Source organism: Actinoplanes campanulatus (assembly GCF_014647795.1).
Taxonomy (GTDB): domain Bacteria; phylum Actinomycetota; class Actinomycetes; order Mycobacteriales; family Micromonosporaceae; genus Actinoplanes; species Actinoplanes campanulatus.
The window spans coordinates 96,115-120,161 of record NZ_BMPW01000015.1 but is presented as its reverse complement, the minus strand read 5'-3'; the positions used below and the strand labels follow the sequence as shown (position 1 = coordinate 120,161).

17 protein-coding genes and 1 tRNA gene are annotated in these 24,047 nt (G+C 71.2%); 7 read left to right on the top strand and 11 right to left on the bottom strand.

Annotated features, from left to right (window positions below; translation table 11 throughout):
• Window positions 1–39 precede the first annotated feature (39 nt).
• Window positions 40–657 (top strand): acyltransferase, encoded by a 618-nt coding sequence (locus IEZ13_RS27315; RefSeq protein WP_183218174.1) that lies wholly within the window; start codon window positions 40–42, stop codon window positions 655–657.
• On the opposite strand, the gene IEZ13_RS27310 is transcribed toward IEZ13_RS27315, so the two are convergent.
• The 5 genes from IEZ13_RS27310 to IEZ13_RS27290 form a co-directional block, all read right to left on the bottom strand.
• Window positions 611–1,180: a GTP-binding protein gene (locus IEZ13_RS27310; RefSeq protein WP_183218410.1), complete on the bottom strand. Its 570-nt coding sequence runs from the start codon at window positions 1,178–1,180 to the stop codon at window positions 611–613. The two genes, IEZ13_RS27315 and IEZ13_RS27310, sit on opposite strands and share 47 nt — an antisense overlap.
• Before the next feature lie 4 nt (window positions 1,181–1,184).
• Entirely contained in the window at window positions 1,185–1,514 is a 330-nt protein-coding gene (locus IEZ13_RS27305; RefSeq protein ID WP_183218176.1) for a DUF742 domain-containing protein, read from the bottom strand.
• On the bottom strand, window positions 1,511–1,936 hold the full coding sequence (locus tag IEZ13_RS27300; RefSeq protein ID WP_183218178.1) for a roadblock/LC7 domain-containing protein: 426 nt from the start codon (window positions 1,934–1,936) through the stop codon (window positions 1,511–1,513). Before IEZ13_RS27300 ends, IEZ13_RS27305 begins: the two co-directional genes overlap by 4 nt.
• Before the next feature lie 12 nt (window positions 1,937–1,948).
• Window positions 1,949–4,159: a nitrate- and nitrite sensing domain-containing protein gene (locus IEZ13_RS27295; protein WP_229795084.1), complete on the bottom strand. Its 2,211-nt coding sequence runs from the start codon at window positions 4,157–4,159 to the stop codon at window positions 1,949–1,951.
• Between the two features lie 175 nt (window positions 4,160–4,334).
• Window positions 4,335–5,534 (bottom strand): FAD-dependent monooxygenase, encoded by a 1,200-nt coding sequence (locus IEZ13_RS27290; RefSeq protein ID WP_183218182.1) that lies wholly within the window; start codon window positions 5,532–5,534, stop codon window positions 4,335–4,337.
• Between the two features lie 87 nt (window positions 5,535–5,621).
• Between IEZ13_RS27290 and IEZ13_RS27285 the strand changes: the two genes are divergently transcribed.
• A complete protein-coding gene (locus tag IEZ13_RS27285) occupies window positions 5,622–6,155 on the top strand; it encodes a TetR/AcrR family transcriptional regulator (protein WP_183218184.1) in 534 nt (177 codons plus the stop codon).
• Here the strand turns inward: IEZ13_RS27285 and IEZ13_RS27280 are convergent, their stop codons facing one another.
• From IEZ13_RS27280 to IEZ13_RS27270, 3 genes are all read right to left on the bottom strand, one after another.
• A complete protein-coding gene (locus tag IEZ13_RS27280; protein WP_183218186.1) occupies window positions 6,156–6,770 on the bottom strand; it encodes a hypothetical protein in 615 nt (204 codons plus the stop codon).
• A 265-nt stretch (window positions 6,771–7,035) separates the two neighbouring features.
• Window positions 7,036–8,931, bottom strand: a complete 1,896-nt coding sequence (locus IEZ13_RS27275) for a Pr6Pr family membrane protein (protein ID WP_183218188.1) — start codon at window positions 8,929–8,931, stop codon at window positions 7,036–7,038.
• Between the two features lie 1,066 nt (window positions 8,932–9,997).
• Window positions 9,998–10,960, bottom strand: a complete 963-nt coding sequence (locus tag IEZ13_RS27270; RefSeq protein ID WP_183218190.1) for a pectate lyase family protein — start codon at window positions 10,958–10,960, stop codon at window positions 9,998–10,000.
• Window positions 10,961–11,293: 333 nt separating this feature from the next.
• Here IEZ13_RS27270 and IEZ13_RS27265 point away from each other — a divergent pair, with 333 nt between their 5' ends.
• Both IEZ13_RS27265 and IEZ13_RS27260 read left to right on the top strand, forming a co-directional pair.
• Window positions 11,294–12,688, top strand: coding sequence for a M28 family peptidase (locus IEZ13_RS27265; RefSeq protein ID WP_229795082.1), 1,395 nt, complete (start codon window positions 11,294–11,296; stop codon window positions 12,686–12,688).
• Window positions 12,689–12,775: 87 nt separating this feature from the next.
• Window positions 12,776–14,497 carry a hypothetical protein gene (locus IEZ13_RS27260; RefSeq protein WP_183218191.1) on the top strand — a complete coding sequence of 574 codons (1,722 nt, stop codon included), beginning with the start codon at window positions 12,776–12,778 and terminating at the stop codon, window positions 14,495–14,497.
• 171 nt (window positions 14,498–14,668) lie between these two features.
• Here IEZ13_RS27260 and IEZ13_RS27255 read toward each other — a convergent pair whose 3' ends face one another.
• On the bottom strand, window positions 14,669–17,755 hold the full coding sequence (locus tag IEZ13_RS27255; RefSeq protein WP_183218193.1) for a DUF4132 domain-containing protein: 3,087 nt from the start codon (window positions 17,753–17,755) through the stop codon (window positions 14,669–14,671).
• 130 nt (window positions 17,756–17,885) lie between these two features.
• Here IEZ13_RS27255 and IEZ13_RS27250 point away from each other — a divergent pair.
• Both IEZ13_RS27250 and IEZ13_RS27245 read left to right on the top strand, forming a co-directional pair.
• Window positions 17,886–18,014 (top strand) — tRNA-OTHER (locus IEZ13_RS27250).
• Between the two features lie 84 nt (window positions 18,015–18,098).
• The gene (locus IEZ13_RS27245; protein ID WP_183218195.1) at window positions 18,099–20,258 is read left to right on the top strand and encodes a TerD family protein; all 2,160 of its coding nucleotides are present in this window, start codon (window positions 18,099–18,101) and stop codon (window positions 20,256–20,258) included.
• Window positions 20,259–20,834: 576 nt separating this feature from the next.
• Here the strand turns inward: IEZ13_RS27245 and IEZ13_RS27240 are convergent.
• Both IEZ13_RS27240 and IEZ13_RS27235 read right to left on the bottom strand, forming a co-directional pair.
• Window positions 20,835–22,295, bottom strand: a complete 1,461-nt coding sequence (locus IEZ13_RS27240) for an MFS transporter (RefSeq protein WP_189285755.1) — start codon at window positions 22,293–22,295, stop codon at window positions 20,835–20,837.
• Window positions 22,296–22,515: 220 nt separating this feature from the next.
• Complete coding sequence (locus IEZ13_RS27235) at window positions 22,516–23,604, bottom strand: hypothetical protein (RefSeq protein ID WP_183218199.1); 1,089 nt, start codon at window positions 23,602–23,604, stop codon at window positions 22,516–22,518.
• Between the two features lie 177 nt (window positions 23,605–23,781).
• On the opposite strand from IEZ13_RS27235, the gene IEZ13_RS27230 reads away from it, so the two are divergent.
• Complete coding sequence (locus IEZ13_RS27230; protein WP_229795080.1) at window positions 23,782–24,045, top strand: hypothetical protein; 264 nt, start codon at window positions 23,782–23,784, stop codon at window positions 24,043–24,045.
• Window positions 24,046–24,047: the final 2 nt, after the last annotated feature.

Below are 24,047 nucleotides of genomic sequence, written 5' to 3'. Positions count from 1 at the left end.
CTCTACCCTGTGCCGGATCGATGACGAGGAAGGCTCACGATGACCGTCGCACCGACAGCCGATGTGGACGAGCGGGCCGTGATCGGCGCCGGCACCAGGGTCTGGCATCTCGCGCAGATCCGTGAGGGCGCCACGATCGGGCGGGACTGCAACATCGGCCGGGGGGCGTACGTGGGTCCCGGCGTGGTCCTCGGCGACAACTGCAAGCTCCAGAACCACGCCCTGGTCTACGAACCGGCCCGGCTCGGCGACGGCGTGTTCATCGGCCCGGCCGCGGTGCTCACCAACGACGAGTACCCGCGTGCCGTCACCCCCGACGGCCGGCTCAAGACCGGCGACGACTGGACCGCCGTCGGCGTGACGATCGGTGCGGGCGCCTCGATCGGCGCGCGGGCGGTCTGCGTCGCCCCGGTCACCGTCGGCCGGTGGGCGCTGGTCGCGGCCGGCGCGGTGGTCACCACGGACGTCCCCGACTTCGCCCTGGTCGTCGGCGTGCCGGCGCGCCGGGTCGGCTGGGTGGGCCGGGCCGGGCACCCGCTGACCGCCAAGGGCGACGGCGTCTGGCTGTGCCCGGAGACCGGTGCCGAGTACATCGAGCGCGACGGTGCCCTCAGCCCGCCAGCCGGTCCAGACGGCGGGCCAGCACCCGTTCGGTGAGCGCGACGAGCACCGCCTTCACCGACTCCCGCTGACGGGCGTCGCACTCCAGCAGCGGCATGGTCTCCGCGATGCCGAGCGCGTCGCGGACCTCGGGCAGCTCGAAACGGCGCGCCCCGTCGAACGCGTTGACCCCGATGATGAACGGGATGTCGTGCTCCTCGAAGTAGTCGATCGCCGGGAAGCAGTCCTCGATCCGGCGGGTGTCGACCAGCACGATGGCGCCGAGCGCCCCGGTCACCAGGTCGTCCCAGAGGAACGCGAACCGGTCCTGCCCCGGCGTGCCGAACAGGTAGAGCAGCAGCGCGTCGTCCAGGGTGATCCGGCCGAAGTCCAGCGCCACGGTGGTGGTGGTCTTGGCGGCGACCGCCGAGGTGTCGTCCACCCCGATCGACCTCTCGGTCATCTCCGCCTCGGTGACCAGCGGCTCGATCTCCGAGATGGCGCTGACGAAGGTCGTCTTGCCGACCCCGAACCCGCCACTGATGACGATCTTGACGGCCATCGGTGACGACGGCGCCATCGGGTTAGAGCGCCCGAACACGATCCCTGATCCTCTCGATCAACGCGGTGGTCAGCTCGCCGGGCATCTCGCCGGCCCGGACCAGGCCCTGGGTGAGCAGGTCGGCGACGATCACCCGCACCACGCCCAGCGGGGCGCCGAGCGCGGACGACAGGTCGGCGATCGACCGCGGCCGCTGGCACAGTTCGACGATCCGGCGGGCCTCGAACCGCAGCGGCGCGGACAGGGCGGCCGGCTCGGCGTACAGCTGGGTCTCGATCCGCAGCCCGTCGCGCAGCGGCTGGGTGCGCCCATTGGTGAGCATGAACGGCCTGACAACCGGGTCCTCGCTCATCGCGGGAGGTGCTGCCGCGATTCGGCGATCAGGGCCGGGGTCAGCAGGTCGCCGAACCGGTCCGCGAGCAGGGAGATCTCGTACCCGACCAGGCCCAGGTCGCTGTCCCCGCCGGCCACCACGCCCAGGCAGCTGCCGCCCGGGATCACCGAGATCACCAGGAAGCCCCGGTGCATCTCGATCATGATCAGTTTCAGTCCCTCGAAGTCGTACCGGCGGGAGGCGCTGCGGGCCAGGCTAGCCATGCTGGACACGATGGCGCCCAACTGGTCGGCCTCGGCCCGGCTCAGCCCCTCCGAGCTGGCGATCAGCAGACCGTCCGAGGACACGGCCACCGCGTCGCGTACCCCGTCGGTCTGATGGACGAAGTTGCCGAGCAGCCAGTTGCACTGGTGCCGGTCGGCCGTCGCCTCGACGCTCATCAACAAAGCTCCTCACTGATTCCGGTGCCGGTCCCGGCCGGCACCGCGCTGGATGCCCGCGCGCAGGGCGGTCAGGCGGCTCCGAACCGCCTCCGGTGAGTCCGGGATCGCAGCGGACGGTTCCGGTCGCAGTGCCGGCGCCGGCTCGGTCCGGGGTCGCTGCGCCCTCGGCGTACGGCGTCGCAGGCCGTTGACGGTGTGCCCGCTCTCGGCGGGCCGGCGGGGCGCGGGCACCATCGGCCGCTGGTCCAGGACCACGTAGTCGACCTCCACGGCGAGCGGCCCCGGCTCCGGCGGTTGCAGGGAGGGCCAGTCGACGGGCGGTTCCGGAGCGGCGGTCACGGCGGAGGGTGCGGGCAGGGCCGCCGCGGCCGGACTGACCGGCGCCGGCTCATCGATGGCCGCGGCGCCGCCCAGCAGGCTCACCGGCAGCGACACCCGGGCCGTCACACCGGTCACCGCCGACCGGGCCAGCTGGACCTCGATGCCCATCTCGGCGGCCAGCCGGCCGACCACGTAATGGCCGAGGAACCGGGCCGGCGCCGTGAGGAAGTCGCCCTCACCGCGCAGCCGCCGGTTGGCCCGCTCCAGCTCGTCCACGCTCATCCCGACGCCCTGGTCGCAGATGGCGATCAGGTAGCCGTCGTCGACCAGCCGGCCGTGGATCTCCACGTCCAGGTCCGGCGGCGAGAACGACAGGCCGTTCTCGATCAGCTCGGCGAGCATGTGCGCCAGGCCGCTGGCCACCGACCCGGCCACCAGCGCCTCGTCCAGCCGGCGCAGCGACACCCGCCGGTACTCCTCCACCTCGGACACCGCGGCCCGGATCACGTCGGTCAGCGGCAGCGGCCGCGACCACTGCCGGGGGCTGGCCGCGCCGACCAGCACGAGCAGGCTCTCGGCGTTGCGGCGCATGCGGGTGGCCAGGTGGTCCAGCTCGAACAGGTTGGCCAGACCGGTCGGGCTGGCCTCCTCCCGTTCCAGCTTGGTGATGAAGCCGAGCTGGCGGCGCAGCAGGTTCTGGTTGCGGCGGCCCAGGTTGGCCAGCGAGTCGGCGGAGGCCCGGCGCAGTTCGGCCTGCTCGGTGGCGAGCGCGTACGTCGTCGCCTGCACCCGGTCGAACGCGTCCGCGACCCGGCGCATCTCGGCGCTGGCCCGGTCGGCGACCCGCACCGGACCGGGTGGCCCGGTCGCCTCCCCGGCCGCGGTCCGGCGCACCGCCTCCGGCAGCCGCTCGCCGGCCAGCCGGTTCGCCTCGTCGGCGAGTTCGGCGAGCGGGCTGGAGATCGACTGCGCGGCGATCGTACCCAGATAGACGGCGATCCCGACGCAGACCAGGACCACCGCGGCGAGCCCGGCCAACCGCAGGTTGGCCTCGTCGAGGAGCACGGCGGCGCGGGCCCGCAGCGAGTCGCCGATGGTCTGCGCCAGCTTCGACATGTCGTCGAGGACGGTGGACATGGCGGCCCAGTAGCCCTGCGCGTCGACCCGCAGGATCTGCCCGTCGCCGGAGCGCAGCGCCCGCGCCTCCAGTTGGGCCGCCCGCTGGGCCTGCGCCGTGCTGAACAGCCGGTCCTTGGCGGCGAGCGCCTCCGGGGTGGCGTACTCCTCGAACTCGGCGAGGGCGGCGTCCAGGTCGGCGCGCAGACGCACGTACCGGAGGTACTCGCCCTCCTCGAACCCGCCGGCCGAGAACACCCCGTTGAGGTAGGCCCGCTGCTGTGCGCTCGCCTCCTTGGCCAGGTTGAGCATGGCCAGCGACTCGGAGCCGAGCCGCATGGTGGCGTCCGAGGCGTTGTCCAGCGCGAAGTAGACCTCGCGCAGCTCGTCGAGGACCTCGTTGTACTCCTCGAAGACCTCGCCCCGCTCGGCGCCGCCGCCGTCCACCTCCTCGCGGATCCCGGTCAGCGCGGTCGCCTGGTCGAGCGCCTCGGTCACCTGGCCGTCCAGGTCGCCGTCGTCGGCGATCAGCTGCCGGACCGAGCCGATCTGCGCGTCGACCCGTTGCCGTGCCGCCACGATCTCGGCACGGAAGCCCTCGTTGCCGGCGAGCAGCCCGAGCGTCACGCCGCGCTCGTTCTGCACCTCCTGGGAGATCGCCTGGACGGCCAGATCCAGGGTGATCGCCCGGTCGGTACGCGCCGCCAGCCGGTAGGTGCCGAACTCCTCCACCACCACGACGCCGAGCAGCAGCAGCATCGCCGCGACCGGAAAGGCCAGCATCCGGACGATGCGACCGCGGATCGTGTGCCCGCCCCGGCTCATGCCTCGCCCCGCTCCCGTGTAGACCTGCCGTGCCGCCGCACAGAATTGACGGACGTGCACATGGGGTCAACACCCCTAACGAGCGACGCTGTGCGTTTCTCCCGCTCCGGAGCGTGGCGATGAAGGGCTGGTCCTACGAACGGGTGGCGCCCATCGGAGGCAGGACGAGCCCGTCGAGCATCGCCGCCGGCCCGCCGCCGAACGAGGTGAGCCACCGCCGCGCCGGCCCCGGCAGCCGGGGCAGCAGACGGGTGGCCTGCGCGGTCAGCCACACCTGCGCCCGGTTGCGGGGCACGATCGCGCCGAGGACGGACGGGCCGATCCGCCGGCTGTGCCGCACCGGGCCGGCCAGCGCCGCCTCGTAACGCCGCAGCGCGCCGTCGACCGGGCCGGTGGCCAGTTCGGCGGCGAGCACGTAGGCCGCGGCCGCAGCCAGGCTGGTGCCGCCACCCACGGCCGGGCCGGGGCCGTACCCCGCGTCGCCGACGAGCGTGACCGGGCCGCGCGACCAGGAGTCCATCCGGATCTGCGAGATGTCGTCGAAGTAGAAGTCCCCGGCCGGGCCGAGATGCTCCAGCACCGCGGCCACCCGAGGTCCGAGCCGGTCCCTGATGAGATCCCGAAGGATCTCCTTCTGTGCGTCCCGGTCGTGCCGGTCGTGCGGGATCTCCGCGGTACGCACGAGGAACAGCGCCCGGGACAGCCCCGGCACGAGCGTCGGGTAGACGGTGGCGGCCAGCCCCGGCGCGGTGAACGCCGCCACCGTCGGCCCGGTCCCGAGCACGTCGGGCAGCGTGTAGACGGCCAGGTGGGCGCCGAGGAACCGGCGGTACCGCTCCTCCGGCCCGAAGGCCAGCGCCCGCACCCCGGAGTGCAGCCCGTCGGCGCCCACCACCAGGTCGGCGTCGACGATGTCCCCATCGGACAGCACCGCCGTGGCGCCGTCCAGCCGCTCGATCACCGTCCCGAACCGGTAGTCGACGTCGTCGCGGGTGACCTCGTGCAGCAGCCCGGCGAGGACGCCGCGCATGATCTCGATGTGCCGTCCGGGGACCCCGGCGGCCAGGTCGGCGGTGGCCAGGGTGATCGGCGCGCGCCCGTCCCGGAACAGGGTGATCGTGTCGTTGCGGGTACGCGCCTCGCGCACCCGGTCGAGCAGCCCCATCCGCTCGATCACGTCGACGGCCGGCCCGAACAGGTCGACCGCGTGCCCACCGTCCCCGGCCCGCGCGTCGGCGGCCCTCTCGACGACGGTGACCCGCCATCCGTGCCGGCGCAGCCAGTAGGCGAGAACGGGCCCGGCGACGCTGGCGCCGGAGATCAGTGCGTGCACGGCGACCTCCCGAGGTCGTTCGTTGACCTATCGGTAAGTAAAACACCGGGTGTCAACGTTTACCGTCCGGTAAGTAGACTTCGGCACGTGCCCCGCGCCCGAACCACCGAGACCGCCGACCGGATCCGCGCCGCCGCCCTCGAGCTGATCGCGGCCAAGGGCGTGCACCAGGTCAGCCTGCGGGAGATCGCCGAGCGGGTCGGCGTCACCAAGCCCGCGCTCTACTACCATTTCGCGTCCCGCGACGAGCTGGTCCGCAGCCTGGTCCAGCCGTTCATCGACGAGGTGGAGGAGGCGCTGGCCCGGTTCGGCCCCGGCGCCGACGCCCGGGAACTGCTGGGCGCCTACTTCGACGTGGCGTACCGCAACCGCGACGTCACCGCGATGATCATGCGCGACCCGAGCATCCTGGCGATGGTCGACCTGGCGTCCGCGGTCGGCGACTGGCGCCGCCGCATGGTGACCATGCTGACCGGTTCTGATCCGGCTCTCGCCGACGTGGTCCGCGTCCAGATGGCGATCGGCGGCCTCGGCGACTGCACGGTGGTCCTGCCCGACGCCCCGGCCGCCCCACTGCGCGAGGCCGTCCTCGACGCGGCCTGCGACATGCTGCGCCGCTGATCACTCCTGGCAGAGCTGACCATCGGCGCCCAGCTCCAGCGCGGTGACCTCGCCGTCGTCGATGGTGATCGAGTAGTGGGCCTTGCTGTTACCCGGCGTGTCGGCGATTCCATTACCCTCGGTCGCACGGTCGTCGATCACGAACACGAAATCCGGATAAGCCTTCTTCACCGCCGTGTAGGTGCTCCCCAGCCGGATCCCCTCCGGCGTGCTGATGCCGCCGTAGGCGTGGATGTTGGACAGCCCCAACCCGTTCGGCGTGAACTGGACGCTGCCTGTCCCGTTGCCGGCCTCGATCTTCGCGTAGCCGCAGTTGTGCAGGTACTCCTCGACGCGGTAGCCGGTGATCATCCCGGTCGCCTGCGCTTCCTCCACGGTCATGCCCAGCCGCAGCTTCCCGAGCCCCCGCGGCCCCAGCACCAGCGGCGCCGCCGAGGTCTGCGACGGCTTCGGTGAAGCCGACGACACCGACGGCGACGGTGACGGTGTTACGGATGGTGACGGAGAAGTGGCCCCGACACCATCCGGAGCGGCAGCCCCGTCGAGCCGCTCCACGCCCTGTCCACAGGCGCCCGTCACGAAAGCCGCAGCCACCATCACCGCGGCCAGCCCCACCTTGCGCATCTCACTCCCCGATTCCGTTCCCGCCCCATGCTGACATCAGGTGCGATGCGCGCCCACCCACCGAGGTTCTGAACCATCGGTAACGGAAAGATAACAACCAGAGATCAACACCGACTTTGCGGTACGGGACTGAGCGCCCGGCAACCGCACCATCCCCGAACCGCGGCTCCCCGCGACCGCCTGCCCACTCCGGGCCGCAGCGCGACCACCGGGCTGATGCGGTGGCTGAGGCCACCGACGGGCGCGGAAAGGACACTCACACCCGCCGGGGCGGCTTCCACACACCCTCGGGTTCCTCCGAAGGCACATCGGATCCGGTCCCACCCACGGACCCGCGCGAGCCGGCCGTACCGTCCGTCACCTCACCCGGCCAGACCGATTCCGATCCCCGCGGCCCGCTGGGCCAGGGGCTGCCCTCGCCCCGGCGGCCATCGGGCCAGGGGTTGTCTTCTTCCCCGCGGCCATGGGGCCAGGGGCTGTCGACTTCCGTATGGCCGCGGGGCCAGGCGTTGTCGCCTCCCGCGTGGCCGCGGGATCGGTCGTTTCGGTCGTCCACGTGGTCGCCCGGCCGGCGCGTCTGGGACGGTCGTCGCCCGCTGGGCCGGGCCTCCACCGGCACGGTCGCCCGGGCCGGGCCGGCACCACTCGGAGGCGCGGCCCATGCGGGGCCGGGCCCAGCGGGAACGCCGCGCCGGTCGGCGCTGGATTCCACGGGGGTCTGCCGTCGGTCGGTGGTGGGTTCTATCGGGGCCTGTCGCCGGTTAGTGGTGGGTTCTATCGGGGCGCGCCGTCGGTCGGTGGTGGGTTCTATCGGGGTCTGCCGTCGGTCGGTGGTGGGTTCTATCGGGGCCTGTCGGCGGTCAGCGGTGGGCTCTACCCGGGCCTGCCGTCGATCGGCGGGTGACCGCACCGATGTGCCCACCCAGGGAGCGGTGGGTTCGGCGGGGCTGTACTGCCAGCCGGTGGCGGTCGCGGGTTCCCGAGCGGGGCCGGAATCCGCGGAGGCGGGCGGCCAGCCGGAAGAAGGTGCCGCAGCAGCCTGCTCGCGCCGGTTCCGGTCTTCGGAGGTTCTCTGGCCGGGTCGATGGGACCTGGCCGTCGTCTCGGTCGGGCCGTGCGTCGCGGTGGTGGGTTCCCGTGGATCGGCAGCCGGCCTCCGCGGATCGTGCGCTCCTGGGCTGCCCGCTCCTGGGATACCCGGTTTTCGGCTGGACGGTCCTGGGTTGCCCGGTCCTGGGTTGCCCGGTCCTGGGCCTGGTCCTGGGCCTGGTCCTGGGCCTGGTCCTGGGCCTGGTCCTGGGCCTGGTCCTGGGCCTGGTCCTGGGCCTGGTCCTAGGCCTGGTCCTGGGCCTGGTTCTGGGCTCGATCCTGGGATGCTCGGTCCTGGGATTGGTGCCGGCTGATCCTCGGACGGCCTCCACGGGTCGTCGGGGTCGGCGGTGTGCTGCCAGGCGTCATCGAGGCCGGTGTCGTCCGGGGTGGTTTCGGGCGGCCACGCGGACGGGATGCGGGGAGCGCGGGAGTGGTCGACGGCGATGAGCATCGCGCTTCCGGCCAGGTAGGCGAGGCTCAGGGTGAGGACCCAGGAGCCCACCGCCGGGAAGCCGCGGTCCAGGTCGAGGTAGCGGTACGGGGCGCTGTACTCGGCCAGCGGGAACAGGGCGCTGCGGGCGACCGTGACGGTGGAGTAGCCGAGCGGGTAGAGCAGCCAGATCGGCAGGTCGCGCCAGCGGGTGGCGCCGTAGGGGCGGAACGCCAGCCAGTCGACCAGGACCATCAGCGGCAGGACGTAGTGGAGCAGGAAGAACGACCAGTTCGCGATCAGTGCGGTGGTGGCGGTGCCGAGGTAGTCGCCGGGGGCCTCGGTGTGGGCCAGGCCGGGCAGCGGGTTGTAGCCGCCGGTGAGGATCTGGAGCATCGCGGCGTCCAGGAGGATCCAGGACAGGATCGCGGTGCGCAGGCGAGGGGCGGGTGCCTCGGTCGTCGTACGGCGGGCCATCAGATGGAGGGCCACCACGTAGTAGCCGATCACGAGGACCGCGCTCTGGGTCGTGTACTCCATGATGCGGTGGTAGTCGCCGTACAGGCCGGCCACCGCGACCAGGATGATCAGGACGCGCCAGAGGGACTGCGGACTCGCGAGCGCCTTCATTCGGTCCCCTTCCGCGAATGGCCCTTTCCTCCGGCTACGTCGTGGCGGCGGATCGGGTTCACCGAACGCTGTGCCACCTCGACGGCCGGTTCGGGAGTTGATCACCAGGTCGCCGGGTGGACTCGCGGTGACGAGTCACTGCCCGGCGAGGGCGCCCGTTCGATGGACCACATCGCAAAGCCCGGCGGAAGTGGCGCCCGGTGCCAATGTCCGAAGTCCTCTGTACAAGTGACCAGGCAATTCGTAGGTCTGTACGGAGGACTCTGGGTCAGTTGACTGCCTCGTAACCGTTTACACGCTCGGGCAGGCTTTGCCCAGGTCGGTACGCCGCCCGACGCCGGGCCATCGTCCACGCCCCGTCACAGCTGCCGCCGACTACTACCAGCAGTGGTACGGGGCTGGCCTGGAAGCAATGCTCGACGGCTTCCACGCCAGGCTCAACCCACTCGCCGGATGATCTCGAGCGCGGTTCCACCTCAGGTGCGATCTCGAGCGCCGTTGCCTGCTCGAGGGCAACGGAAACCCAAGATCAGGCCGCCGAAGTCGTTCCTGGGTCTCCGTTGGTGCCGGGGAGCCTCTTTCTTGGCTGTCCGCGCCCATTTCCGCAATTCCTCAACCGAGGAAAGGGCAGCGGGGCCAGATCTTGGTGAGTTGCCCACCTCGGGAGGTGGTCAACTCACCAAGATCGCGAAAAGCTGCGGGGCGAAGCGCGTAAAACGGACTCGATGAGGCGCTGACGTGAGGATGAAAGGCGCTTTCTGCGCTATATTCCCCCGTACCTCGGCGGCGGTTCACCCGATGCGGTGCTTGACGTCAGACCGCGGCTGACCAGCAAAGACTCCGGGGTGGGGATCAACGTTCAAGATCGCACTAACGGGAGAGCAGCGCCCAAGATCCAGGGCTGGCCAGGCGGGCCGTCGATCTCTCGAAGAGCCGTTGCCGAATCACCCTGACAGGCGAACTGACGACGAAACACGCCACAACCAAGAAGAGGACTCGTAGCCCGTACAAGAAAGAAAGAGATGGCGCCCACCCGCGGAGGGCGAGCGCCATCGGGGTGCTTTCGTCAGATCTTGCCGACGCCCGCGCCGGCCACGACGGTGGCCTTGACCGTGTTGTTGGCCTGCGGGGTGTACGAGTAGGGGATCGCCGCGACGCTGGCGCCGTTGCGGACCTGCTCGGTGCCGGAGTTGACCTTGTAGTTGTTGAGCACCTTCAGGTTGCCCGGGTCGGAGTCGCCGGTCTGGGTGACCGTGGGGGTCGCGACGTTCTCGAAGTAGTTGCGCTCGACGTAGACGCCCGCGTTCTCGGTGGAGGCGACGCCGTAGGAGCCGATGTTGCTGTAGTAGTTGTTCAGCACGTGCACCGGGTTGGCGAAGCGGACCCGCGGGTGCCGCTGGCCGGTGCCCTCGAACCAGTTGTGCTTGTAGGTGACCCGCAGCTTCCCGGTGTCCTGGGAGGCGTTGTCGTCACTGTGGCCGAGCAGCATCGACTTGTCGTGGTTGTGCAGCCGGTTCCAGGAGACTGTGATGAAGTCCGAGCCGCGCTTGATGTCGATCAGGCCGTCGTAGCCGCTGGCCAGGTCGTTGTGGTCGATCCAGACGTTGGTGGTGCCCTCCTGCACGTTGATCGAGTCGTCGCTCGCGTTGCGGAACACCAGGTTGCGGATGATCACGTTGCGGACGCTGGAGAGGTTGAGGCCACCGCCGGTGATGCCGGAGTTGGAGCCCACTCCCAGGATCGTCTTGTTCGAGGCGACGCTGTACATGCCGGAGATGGTGATCAATCCGGAGACCCGGACGGTCTGCGAGGTGCCGGAGCTGAGCGCCGACTTGAGGGCGGCCGCGGTGGTCACGGTGACCACGGTCGAGGACGAGCCGCCGGAGGTGCCGCCGTTCATGCTGGCGTAGCCGACGGGACTGGACTCGGCGGCCCAGGCGGGGGCGGCCGGGCCGATGACGGCGAGGCCGCCCGTGGCCAGGACACCGGCGGACAGTGCGGACAGGACGGTACGGCGTGACGGGGACATGGGGGTTCCTCCGTTGGGGGACGGATGGCGGCGCCGCCCGGGGTAGGCGACGGTGACTCGCGGTCCGGTCGGTGGTCCGGGCCGCAAGCTGCGGGTAAGCGCTTTCCTCGGCTGACGGTAAGCGCTGCAATCGAACACTGTCAATGGATTGGACCGCACGAAAGGTTGATCAACCTGGGGATCTTGCCGCATGTCGGGCGATGGCCACGTACGTTCCGATGACGGGGCGGAACCGGCACGTCATTGAAACTGAGCTATATAGATCATAGTCTTCCCCCTAATGTGGACCGGCCTTCCGACCGGAGCGCCGGTCCCCCGCCACGAGGGGGAGCCTTGGACACACCAAAGACCTCACTGAGCCGCCGCCGGATGCTCACCATCGCCATGGGCGGCGCGGCCACCGTCGCGCTGCCGGCCCCGGCCTGGGCGGTCACCGACCAGCGCCCGGGAGCGGTCCGCCCACCGACGCTGACCGGTGGCGATCACCAGGTGGCGAAGCGCGTCTCCGCCGAACGCGCGCTCCAGCACCTCAAGGTGCTGTCCCTCGGCATCGGCCCGCGCATCGGCGGCACCCGCTCCGAGAAGATCGCGGCCGACTACATCGCCGGGGTGCTCGACCTCCTCGGTTACCACGTGACGTTGCAGCCGTTCCCGGTGGCCGACAAGTTCCTCGCCCAGCTCGACTCGCCCCGCGGCCTGCCGAAGGACCTCATCTGGCAGGCCGGCGCCTCCCCGCACGCCGCGCTCGACACCCGGGTCCGCGGCGAGGTGGTGGACGTGAAGGCCGGCGCCGCCGCCGACTACCCGGCCGACGTCAAGGGCAAGATCGTGCTGGTCGACTACACGCTCGCCGACCGCGAGACACAGGTCGCCACCGCCGTCGCCCAGGGCGCCGCGGCCGTCATCTTCCTCCCCGTCGACCTGGTCGAACCGCGCCGCGCGTCGGCGTTCAGCCCCCAGCTGCCCGGCCTCGCGGAGAACCCGGCGCCGATCCCGGTCGTCGGCGTCGCCCAGGCGCAGAAGCACCGGCTCCGCGAACTGCTCGCCGCCGGACGCCTCAAACTGACCGTCAAGACCACCGCACACCGCGGCCTCACCTCGCACAACGTGATCGCCGACAGCCGCCGTACGACCACCGGCAAGGTGGTCATGGTCAGCGCCCACTACGACTCGGTGATCGGGTCGCCGGGCGCCAACGACGACGGCTCCGGCACCGTGCTCAACCTGGAACTGGCGCGGGCGCTGCGCGGACTGCGCACCGAGGCATCGCTGCGGTTCGCGCTGTGGGGCTCCGAGGAGCAGGGCCTGATCGGCTCCCGCTACTACGTGGCCCAGCTGCCGCAGGAGGAACGCGACCGGATCGTCTGCGTCTACCAGAACGACATGGTCGCCACCAGCTGGGACCCGGCCACCCGGTACTGGCTGCTGTCCTTCACCGGGCTCGCCAACCGGGCCACCGACGAGGTCACCGCGGCCGCGGTGCGGCTCGGCTACGACCCGCGGATCTCCCCGGTCACCCTGCGCGGGTCCAGCGACCACCAGTCGTTCCAGGAGGTCGGCATCGCGGCGGCCAACTTCTCCTGGCGCGGCGAGGCGTCGCCGGCGCTGCTCGAACCCCCCTACCACAGCCCGGAGGACACCATCGCCAAGAACATCAGCCTGGAGCGGTTGCAGGTGTCGCTCGAGCTGATCGGTTCGGCGGCGTACGCCACCGCGCTCAAGCCCTGACGTTCGTCCGGCCCGTCGGGCGGCCGGCCATCGCGAGATGTCGGCCGCCCCGGCGGATTCCGCCCTACCTGCTAGTACGATGCGCCGGTGATTCAGGACGTGAAGGAGCCCTCGTGGGGCGAGGCGGTTACGGCGCGGTTGGAGCGGGTGAGTTCTCCGGCCGGGCCTGATCTGGTGCTGTGGTTGCACCGGGGGTTGAGCCTCGCCGCGGTGATGGGCCTGGTGGTGAACACCCGCTCGTTCTGGAACGCGCATGCTCTGACCCGTCCGTGGCTGGCGCTGCTGATCACCGGCTGTTACCTGGCGATGCTGGTCTTCGCGGTGATCACGCTGTGTGCGGCGCACCGGCGGACGCTGGCCCGGCTCGACATCGGTGTGCTGGTGACCGCGATCACGATCAAGTCGGTCGGCGCGTGGGGCGGTGTCGCCGGGCTGAAAAAGCTGACGGTCGACGAGGGCATGCTGATGGACGCGGCGGCCCGCGGGCTGGCCGACGGCCGTAACCCGTACACGGCGACGTGGAAGGGCATCGAGCCCGGCCTGCCGACACAGCTGATGGACGGGCGGACGGTCTTCGACTTCGGCTATCCGCCGCTCGGTGTCGAGATCGGCGCCGTCGTGCAGAGGATCTTCCCGAACCTGGTCGGCATCGTGCTGGTCTCCTGGCTGGCGCTGCTGGCCACGGTGCTGTTCATCTTCCTGGTGGCGCCGCGGCCGTTGCGGCCGATCGCGACGCTCGGGGTGCTCGGGCTGGGCACGTTCACGGCGTACGCGGACAACGCCTACCCGTCGGTGATCGCCCTGCCGTTCCTCTGCCTGGCCCTGTGGAGCTGGCCGTCGATCGGCCGCGACGGGCGTCTCGGCCGGTTCGGCCTCGGCCGCGCCGCGGCCCTCGGCGCGGCCTGTTCGATCCATCAGCTGGGTTGGTTCCTCGCGCTGTTCCTGGTGGTCGGCCTGATCATGCTGCGCCTGCCCACGCTGCGGCTGCGCGGCACCTTCCTGTTGCTTCTGCGGTACGGGGGAACAGCGCTCGCCGTCTTCGCCCTGTCCAGCCTGCCGTTCGCGATCAAGACGCCGCACGCGTGGCTGACCGGGGTGTTCGAGCCGCTGTTGCAGCACGCCGTCCCGCACGGTCAGGGCCTGGCAGGTATCACCCACTACGTCGTCGGCGGCAGCGGCGGCCTGGACTTCTACGGCCGCGCCACGCAGCTGCTGCTGGCCGCGCTGCTGGTCACCTTCGCGTTGTTCCTGCGCAGGATCGGCCCGGCGATCGCCGTGCTCCCGTGGGTGATCTTCATGGTGTCGACCCGCTCCCAGGACGGCTACTGGCTGCTCACCATGCCCCTGTGGCTGGTCGCCCTGGTCACCACGTCCCGTGCCGACTTCGCCGACGCCTACCAACTCCGCCTCCCGTCCTCGGTACGTGCCCGCGCCGCCGTGACGGCCGCCCTCTTCCTGCCCGCCGCGGCGTGTTTCGTGATCGCCGTGGCCACCCCGCAGCCGCTGACCTTCCGGGTGCAGACCCCGGTCGTGGCGGGCGAGACGTTGAACGCGCTCACGGTCGACGTCACGAACCGCTCGTCCGCCCCGGTGACCCCGCACTTCTCGGTGGTGACCGGCGTGACGATCGCCGACTTCTGGAAGATCCAGACCGGCCCGGAAACGCTCCCGGCGGGGGAGACCGCCACCTACACCCTGGCCCCGTCGAAGAAGGACAAGGCCGTCAAGATCCCCCCGGTCGAGCCCGCCTTCCTCCGCGTGGTCTCCGACGAGCCGCAGACCTTGAGCAGCACCCGCCTGACCAGGTAGCCCGACCGCTCCCGCGTCCCGGCTCGCGCGCTCCGGCTCGCGCGTCCCGGCTTGCGCGCTCCGGCTCGCGCGTCCCGGCTCGCGCGCTCCGGCTCGCGCGCTCCGGCTCCCGCCGGCGGCGCGGGCGTCGAGGCCGCAATCGATCGTGCCGGGCCGGGCCGGGCGGGGGTGTCAGGTCAGGAGCGACTGGACGTCGCGGACCACCTCCGAGACGCCGACCGGATCGAGGGCGGTCAGGTCGCCGCTGATGGCGGTCAGGCTCTGTGGCAGGTCCGGCTCCTGCCAGTGGTAGCCCGGCCCGAACGCCAGCTCGATCGTGACGTCACCGGGCCAGTCGCGCAGCAGCGAGCCGTGGCCGTGGCCGAAACGCCAGCCGCGGGCGGTCAGCGCGTAGATCCGGCGGCTCTCGACCGTGCTGCCGACAGCGGCGTCCACATCGAGGTCGCCGAGCGTGAACAGTTCCCGGCCGACCTGCGGGAACGGCTGGATGATCGCGTAGTCGGCGAAGATCTCCGCCCAGCCCGCCCCGTCGGCGCCGAAGTGCCACGGATGCGCCACCCCGACGGTCGCGGCCGGATCGAGGGTCCACGTCTTGTCATCGATGTCGGCGAAGGTGCGGTCCTCAGCCGCACGGAAGGTGGCTGCCACCCGGCCCTGCCCGTCGAAGGCCGCCCACACCAGGCGGCGGGTGAGCTGCCAGTGCAGCGGGTGGTCGACGAAGAGCCGGTGGAAGTCGGCGCCGGTCCAGCGACGGCCCATCGCCATCGCCTCCTCGAGGGCGCGGGCACGCTCGCCGGCGATGGTCCGCAAGTCCTTCCTCAGCTCGGTGAACCGGCGCTGGGCGGCGGCTGCGAGCTCCGCATCGTCGGCGGCGGCCGGGCGCGGCAGCCGGGTCAGCCGCCTGCCGTGGGTATCGGTGACGGACGGCTGGAACTGCTCGTCGAAGCCGACGGTGAACCGGCGCGGCCCGTAGTCGAGGACGGCACGACCGTCCGCGTCGAGACCCAGACCGGGCACGATCCGGTCGGCCAGCTCCTCGGGCCGCAGCCCACGGGCGGCGGCCACCTCGTCGAGGTGCTCCGCGGCGAACCTGCGGAAACCTTTGCTCTTCGCCTTGCGCGCCAGCCGGTCGAGCTGGGTGAGCGCCGTGTCGGTGCCGATCGCGGCGATCACCGCCATGCCGGTGCGGACCCGCATGGTGGCGCCCGTCCACTCCGCGAAGTGCGCCACCAGCGGCGCCACGATGTCGTCGTCGCCCAGCACGGCGAGAGCCACCATCGCCATGTTGCTCCGTGCCGGGTACTGGGCGGCCTTCCACTGCTCGAAGATCGCCCACGCGAACGCGGCCAGAGAGGCCCGTTCGCACGCCGCACGGACCTCGGTGATCCCAGGGTGCGCCGCGGCGATCTTCGAAGCGGTGACCAGCCCGCACAGATGGCGCACCGCGTCGGGGGAGAGCTGCCCGCCGCCATCGCGCAACGTCACGACGGGCAGGATCGGCTGAACCAGCCACTCCGGCAGGCCCGTCGCCCGTATCGGCCTGCCGTCAGCACGGCGCGGCGGCCCCGCCAGCACGTGCGGTGTCACGATCGATCCCGCCACAAGCACCGGACCGCTCGATGTCGCCGGGCTGCTCGTTACCGGGCCGGTGATCGCCTCCACCCGGGCGCGGGCCTCGTCGTCGAGGTCGGGAAGTGTCTCCACGACCGCCTGCGGATAGGCGAGCACATGGTTGTGCAGCAGCTCGGCGACGGTCTCGTCGGCTGCCTTGGCCGCCAGCACCCGCAGCGCCAACCCCGGATCCCGCTTGGCGGCGGTGAGCAGCGCCGACCGGAAGTGTCTCCGCTCGACGCGGTCGACGATCCGGCCCAGAGCCTCCTCGGTCGGGATCGCGGCCAGCGTGCTGATCACCTTCTTCAGCTCATCGGCGCTGTCGAGGCTGGGCCGGTCCCACCGCTCGTGGTTGTCGAGCACCTCCGCCCAGGCCGCTCCGATGCCCGCGCCGCCGGTAGCCACGATCTCTTCGGCGCGGGCCCGTGCAGCTGCTGGCAGGGAACCGGCGACGGCTGGCAGCAGTCGTGGTTCGGTGAGCAGGTGGAACCCGAGGATGCCGGTGAACACCGGATGCCCCTCCCCGGCCTCCAGTTCGGCGAGGACCCGCAGCGCCCGCACCGGGAACCGGGTCAGCACCTTCGTCTTCAGCGCCAGCCCCGGACGTGGCTTCAGGATCACGACCTCCCGGAAGACCATCCGGATGGCGTCATCGGAAGGCACCTCGGCGAGCAGGCGGACCGCGTCCGGGTGGAGCCGCTCCCGGTTGATCCACCCGTCCTCGTGGAGACGCAGCAGTTTGCGATAGAACTGATCGCCGAGCAGGACGACGACGGCGGCGGGCCCGACCGCGTCCAGCACCGTGCCGACCACACTGTGGTCCCGGTAGCCGTGGAAGCGTCCGGCCAGGGCTCCGCTGAGCAGGACCAGCTGGTCGAGGGTGCCGACGGCCAGGAGCAGGAGGTCGGACAGGTATCGGTGATCGCCCCAGCTGAACTCCTCACCGTGGTCCGGTGCGCCGGGCCAGCCCGCGGCGGCCGCCGCGCAGTCCTCCTCCACCCAGGCTGTTTGTGTGGGCACCAGGTAGGACGTCACGATCCGCCCGACAGGGGAGGTCCGGCACCGGGAGAGGAGCCGGCAGGCCTCCTCGTAGTCGCTGTCGGTCGCGGTCGCCAGCTGTGCCCGCAGGACGCGCGCCACGCGTGCGAGGTCATGCAGGTCGTCGCCGCGCCACAGCCGCTCGTAGGTCTTCTCCGGAGCGGGGTCGATCGTCCACAGCGCGCCGTCGGCGACCAGCCGTGTCATCTCCCCGGCGGCCCGAACCGCGAACACGAGCCCGAACCGGGACACCCACGCGTGCACGAGCCGCTCGCCCATCTCGTAGATGGTCGGGCGAGTGAGCAGGGCGGCCGCCGCGGCCGCACGTGGGTCCGGCTCGCCACCGGGACCGCCGGGGGCGCGCCAGCCGTCCAGATGCGCCTCGCCGGCCGCCAGCAGCTCCGCGTCGTAGATCACCGCCCGGTCGCGGACCCGTTGCAGCGCCTGCACCACGTCGGGACTCGCCAGTGAGGCGCGTAACCGGTCGACCGCGTCGCCGGGAATCTCGTGGCCGGGAACGGCCGGCCCACCCCGGCGTGGGCGCAGCTCCCGGCGCCAGACCTCGGGCAGCGCCCAGGCGTCCTCATCGGGCATGACGAACCTACGCATCGCGAATCCTCTCCCAGATCCGTCTCCGGTGCCGCGAAGGTTAGCCGCCCGGTACGACAGGAACGGGCGTTGTCCACAGGCGGCAAAACGGTTGGCAGCGGCGACTCGGGCCGTGCAATGATCGGCGCCTGGGTCGCTAGCTCAACTGGCTAGAGCATTCGGCTTTCTAGCGTGCCGGCTTTCCGTCTCGTGCGGTCATGGGCACGCTTCCTTCTCTCTCGGGATCGAAGGGTTCGGGGTTCGAGTCCCCGGCGACCCACTGTCACGCAGTTGTAGGCCGCCGGTCTCCGGCGTCCGGTCTGCTGCCCTGTCGAGGGCCACCACCAGCGGAACGGAGGGCCGCATGCTCGAGAAGCTGATCATCCAGAAGACCCTGCGCGTGCCAGCGGGCACCGGCACGGCAGGCGACGGGTCGGGCGTCGCCCGGCAGCTGGACGCGGCACTGCTGGACGTCGGGTTCGCCGCGTCGCGCGACCTGCTCGACCACCTCGGCGCCCTGGCGCCCGGCCCAGCGATGGACCTCGCCGCCACGGTCGTGTCCGCGGTCCGGGAGCTGGCCGGCGACCACGTGCGGCACAACCCCTACTTCATCGGCTTCCCGGAGGGCGTGCCGGACACGATCGAGTTCTGGGCCGAGCGGCTGCGGGCCGCCGTTCTCACCGGCGGTGGCACGGCGACCGACGAGCAGCTGCGCGACGCGGTCCGCTCCGGCGGGATCAACCTGCTCGATCTCCCCGGCTACGGCACCTACCAGCACACCTGGGCGGACATGCTCGCCGTCCGCGACGAGCTGATCGCCGGAGCCGGCGACCGGGTCACCCTGCTGCGGCTCGGCGACACCGCCGAGGTCGAGGCGGAGCGGCTCTACCTCGCGCTGGCCGGCAGCACGACCCCGCTCGGCGAGGCCGACCTGTCGATCCTCGGTGAACTCGCGTCCGCCTGCACGGACGCCGCCCAGCCGGCCGAGATCCCGGTGCGGGAGAACCGTGCGGTGCTCAACGGGGTTCGGCTCGCCCTCGGCCGGCAACTGGTCGGTGTGGACAGCACGACCGATGTGCTGCGCCTGGCCTGCCACGTGTCCGGTGGAGACGTCTCGCTCGCGACCGCCACCCGGTTCCGGTCTTTCCGGCGCCCGGAGCGGCGGGTCCTGCTGGCCGCGCTCGACCAGGTCGTCGCCGCGAGCCCGGCCAAGCTGGGCGACATCGGCCGCTATGCCGAGCGGTGGAAGCGGCTGGGTGAGCGGCTGCACCCGCATGAGTACGAGCAGTGGCCGCACGCCCGTGAGGTGTTCGCCGTCGCGCGCGGCGAGCGCAAGGTGCGCAATCTCGCCGGGCGTGCCGAGTCGGCGATCCAGGCCGGGGCCGTCGGTTCGGCGGCATCGGTGCTGTCGTCCGCGCCGGGTCTGCTGCTGCGTTCCGCCGACCGGCTGCTGCGTCTGGCGCCGCCGGCGGAGCGCGCCGCCGTGGTCGAGGCCGTCACCGGTGCGTTCGGTTCGGCGTCGGCCCGGGTGCTGTGCTCGCTGCGTGAGCACGTCGGCAACCGGCTGACGCCGGCGTCGGCCCGGATGTACGCGAGCCGGTCGCGCAGCGCGTGGGTCGGGCCGGACCGGCGGCCACCGCTGCCGGCCGACCTGGTGACGGAGCTGTCGGCGTTGCTCGACGCGGAGATCGGTGCTCGGCTGCCGGCGTGGGAGCGGCCACTCGTGGTCGACCCGGAGGTGCTCGACGTCGCACTGCCGCTGTCCGGCAAGGCGTCCGAGGGCGGCTTCGCGGTGCTTCCCCGGGGCTCGCGGGCGACGGTCTCCGGTGAGCTGCTGCGGTTCTTCATGTACTGGCGGCAGGACAGCCGGCGCACCGACTACGACCTGTCGGTCCAGCTGCTCGACGACGACTTCCAGACTGCGGGCCAGGTCTCCTGGACGAACTACCGCCACGACGGGGTGGTGCACTCCGGCGATCTCACCGAGGCGGCGAACGGCGCGACCGAGTTCATCGACGTGCCGCTGAGCATCGCCGGGCGGTATGTGGTTCCCCAGGTCAACATCTACGCGGGGGAGTCGTTCGACGAGGTCGCCGAGTCGATGTTCGGCTACCAGAGCCGGTCGCCGGAGCAGCAGGGCGCCCCGTTCGACGCGCGGACCGTGCGGTCGCGGTCGCAGATGCGCGGGAGGGGCCGGATCGCCCTGCCGGTGGTGTTCGTCAAGACCGAGCAGGGGTGGCAGGCGGTGTGGCTGCACCTCTACCTGCGAGGCTGGCCGTCGTTCAACCGCTTGGAGGAGAACACGTTCACCACGGCCCACCGGGTGCGCGCCCTCATGGAGCGGCGTTACCTCACCATGTCCTACCTCGTCGACCGTTGGCGCGAGCGGACCGAGGTGACCCTGTGGGACGGCTCGCCACCGGACGAGCCGGTCACCTTCATCGGCATCCACGCGCCCGAGGGCCTGCCAGCCGGCTCGGAGGTGTACACCCTGGATCGGCTCGCCGAACTGATCCCCGCGTAACGACGACAGCCGAGGCCATGCGAGCGCTTCCTCCTACTTCCGTTCGATTCGGGTGTCCCCGCGCGAGCGGGGATCCTGGCAGATAGCGCCCGCGCCCTCCTCGGTCCAGCCCGGGCGGGTGCACACGCCGCACCTGGCGTGTGCACCCGCTGCGGCTCTCGCCCAACCCAGTGCACACACCAGACTGGTCGTGTGGCCAGTGGATTCGGCCGGATCTGGGTGCACGTTGTGGGCGGGCGGTTTCGGTGGGTCTGGGTGCACGTTGTGGGCGGGCGGGTTCGGTGGGTCTGGGCGCAGGCTGTGGATGGGCGGGTTCGGTGGGTCTGGGCGCACGTTGTGGGCGGGCGGGTTCGGTGGGTCTGGGCGCACGCTGCGGACCGGCGGGTTCGGTGGGTCGGTGCGCATGAAGAACTGAGCTGGGATGACGTGGTCGGCCGGGCGGTTCTGTGCGCCGGAACTCGTCGGGCTGGGGTGCGGCGTCAGCCGCTGGGGTGAGGGTGCGTGGGCACGCAGGCCGTTCTCCCCGGGAGGGGCGCAGGGTGACCAGGCAGCCAGGTGGGCATATGGGGTTGATCCTTATCGGTCGGTGCCGAGGGCGGCGGCCGCGTCTTGGCGGTAGGTGCGTTGGCCGCGGAAGACGATCAGGCTGCCGATGACCAGGGGGAGGAGGACGACGGTGTAGGCCCAGCGCAGTGAGCCGCTGGCGTCGGAGGCCAGGCCGATCAACCATGGGCCGAGGGCGCCGCCGAGGGTGACCAACATCTGGAGCACGGCGAAGCCGAGGCCGCGGCGATGTGCGGCGACGACGTCGGCGTTGGCGGCGGTCAGGTTGGCGATGGCGGCGGCGAAGCCGACGTTGGCGAGGGTGAAGCAGATCGCCTGCGGTGCGAGGACCGGGACGCTGACGGCGCCGGCGAGGAAGGCCGTGCCGAACAGCAGTGACCAGCCGCCGATGGCGACCCGATGTCCGTGGTGGCGGTCGCCGAGCCAGCTTCCGGTGAGGATGCCGGCGACGATGCCGACCAGGCCGGTGCCGCCGCCGATGGCCGCCGCGGAGGCTTCGGGCAGGGCGAATACGCGGGCGTAGAACGACGGCATCCAGAAGAAGAGGCCGCCCAGGCCGAAGAAGAGGATGCTCAGGCCGGTGATCACCGAGCGCAGCGTGCGGATGCGGAGCAGAGCGGCCAGTTGGATCCGCATCGGCGCGGTCGGAGCGGATGAAGTCGTGGCCGCTGGAGGGGATGGAGTCGGGGCTGCTGGATCGGATGAAGTCGGGGCTGCTGGATCGGATGAAATCGCGGCGGCTGGAGGGGACGGAATCGGGGCGGCTGGAGCGGATGAGGACTGCTCGGTGGAGCTGTCGGTGTACCAGCGGGAGAGCTGGTCGCCGACGCCGCGGGCCGGTTCGCGGACGGTGAGTACGAGGGCGGCGATGATGATGCCGGGGACGGCTACCAGGAAGAAGCCGGTGCGCCAGCCGACGGTCTGGGCGAGCGCGCCGCCGGCGATGACGCCGATGGGCAGGCCGGCGAAGTAGGCCATGCGTTCGTAGCCGTAGGCGCGGGCCCGGCCGGGGCCGGGGTAGAGGTCGCCGAGCAGGCTGGATGACGGCGGGTTGTAGAGCTGGCCGGCCGCGCCGAGCAGCACCCGGACCGCGAAGAGGGCGGCGTAGGAGCCGGCCAGGCCGGTGCCGATGGTGAGCAGCGCCCAGACGGCGACGATCGCGGAGACGGTCCAGGTGCGTTTGCCGGTGTCGGCGAGTTTTCCGGCGGGCAGCAGCAGGATGATCGCGGCGATCGCGCCGGCGGTGGCGATCGCGCCGCCCTCGCTGTCGCTGAAGCCGAACTCTCTCTGGATCGTCGGGAGCGCACCGGCCAGCAGGTTGTATTCGACCCGGTCGATGGCGGCGACGAGGGCGATGCAGATGGCGGGCCACCATCCGAAGGGCGCCCCGGCGCCGCGGCGCACGCTGACCGGCGGGTGCCCGGGGTAGGCCGTCACCTGCCTGATCTGCTCAGATTCGTCGTCGAGGTTCACGATTGTCCGCCTGGCTCGGCCGATCATGCGGGCACAATAGCGTTGGGAAACGGCGTTCCGCTAGGGGACACGAGTGAGGCTAGGGACGCGGTGAGGCTAGGGACGCGGTGAGGCTAGGGACGCGGTGAGGCTAGGGACGGCCGTGAGGCTAGCGACGTGGGTGAGGCCAGGGACGGGCGTGAAGCCAGGGACCGGCGTGAAGCCAGGGACGCGAGCGAAGCTAGGGGACGCGGGTGGATGGGGTGGCGAAGCGCATCTCGTAGATCGGCCGGTAGCGGTCGTCGAGCAGCGTGAGCAGGCTGACCAGCAGGACGAAGAAGAGCGCGGCCGCCGAGTCGAACTGCCGGCCGTCAGCGCTGAGCAGCCGTTCGGCGACGAACATCAAACCCACGTTCATCAGTACGCGTACGCCGAACGCCAGCAGCGTACGCTCCATGCCGCGCGCCGACCGGGCGACGAGGAGGCTCACGGCGGCGTTGGCGAGGACGATCACGCTGGTGCCGAGGAACAGTTCGATCGGTGTGGCGGTGGTGCCGGGCAGCACCTGGGCGTAGATCACCCACAGCAGGCCGATGAGGGTGACCTTCTCCAGCGTCGCGGTGGACAGGAGCCGGCCGTGCTCGGCGACCCACCGGTTGCGGTCGGCCACGGTGACGGCTCCGCGGGGCAGCGGGTCGGCGGCGACGTGCCACTGCCAGTCCGGTTCGGGCTGTCGTGGGCGTACCGCGTACCAGTAGACGAGGCCGAGCAGGATCAGGGCCGCGACCACCGCCGGGCCGAACCACGGCACCTCGGCGACCATGTCGGTGAAGTCGAGCTGTGCGACGTGGATCCACCACTCCTGCGGCAGTTTCACGAAGATCCAGATCACGGCCGCCGTGATGATCCAGCGGCGCAGCGTGACCCGCGCCGGGTTCCAGAAGAGGCGGTACGTCTCGTACGCGATGAAGAAGTACTCGAACGTGTTCGGGAAGATCAGCAGCAGCGCCCGCAACTGGGCCAACTCGAAGGCGACCACCCCGATCAGCCGGTAGAAGTAGAGGAAGCGGGCCACCTGCACGGCCGGCCCGTTGGCCCAGTTCCGCAGCGTCGACAGGTAGGCGATCGCCAGGTAGTAGACGTCCATCGCCTTGTCGTAGCCCTGGTAGCCGGGCGGGTCGAACCCGAACATCTGGAAGACCGTCTGGTCGATGCCGTCCAGGATCAGCGCCGCGACGATCGCCGGCAGCGGAAAGCGCGGGATCAGCAGGGGTACGAGGAAGCGCGCACCCACCACCAGCAGCAGAACGGTCGTCGCAGAGGCTGTCACGGATCCATGACATCGGTCCGGCCCGATGCGCGGATCATCCGGACGGGGTGAACGTGACCGGTTCTCATCCGCCGCGAATGAGGCGGGCCACCCTGGACCCCCGCAGTCTGGGCTCCTCGAGGAAGCGGGGTTCAGATGGGATGCCTGTTCGCCATCTTCGCGGGGATCTTTCCGCGTTTGGCTCTGTTCATCATCTGGCTGGTGCGGCCGAGACTGGTCGACGCCGCCTTCGAGGGGTGGATCTGGCCGCTGCTGGGCCTGATCTTCTTCCCGTTCGCCACGCTGCTCTACGTCATCTTCTACACGCCGGGCGTGGGTCTCGTCGGCTGGGAGTGGTTCTGGGTGGTCTTCGCCGGCCTGCTCGACCTGACCCATCTGGTGGCCAGCGCCTACTCACGCACGCGGGGAGCCCGCGGCATGGGAGCGCCGCGGGCCTACTGATC

Excerpts from the sequence above, each read along its gene's own strand:
- IEZ13_RS27315 (WP_183218174.1), top strand. The coding sequence starts at position 40 with ATGACCGTCGCACCGACAGCCGATGTGGACGAGCGGGCCGTGATCGGC.
- IEZ13_RS27255 (WP_183218193.1), bottom strand. The coding sequence starts at position 17,755 with ATGCGTAGGTTCGTCATGCCCGATGAGGACGCCTGGGCGCTGCCCGAG.
- IEZ13_RS27300 (WP_183218178.1), bottom strand. The coding sequence starts at position 1,936 with ATGAGCGTCGAGGCGACGGCCGACCGGCACCAGTGCAACTGGCTGCTC.
- IEZ13_RS27275 (WP_183218188.1), bottom strand. The coding sequence starts at position 8,931 with ATGAAGGCGCTCGCGAGTCCGCAGTCCCTCTGGCGCGTCCTGATCATC.
- IEZ13_RS27305 (WP_183218176.1), bottom strand. The coding sequence starts at position 1,514 with ATGAGCGAGGACCCGGTTGTCAGGCCGTTCATGCTCACCAATGGGCGC.
- IEZ13_RS27295 (WP_229795084.1), bottom strand. The coding sequence starts at position 4,159 with ATGCTGGCCTTTCCGGTCGCGGCGATGCTGCTGCTGCTCGGCGTCGTG.
- IEZ13_RS27310 (WP_183218410.1), bottom strand. The coding sequence starts at position 1,180 with ATGGCGCCGTCGTCACCGATGGCCGTCAAGATCGTCATCAGTGGCGGG.
- IEZ13_RS27270 (WP_183218190.1), bottom strand. The coding sequence starts at position 10,960 with ATGTCCCCGTCACGCCGTACCGTCCTGTCCGCACTGTCCGCCGGTGTC.
- IEZ13_RS27245 (WP_183218195.1), top strand. The coding sequence starts at position 18,099 with ATGCTCGAGAAGCTGATCATCCAGAAGACCCTGCGCGTGCCAGCGGGC.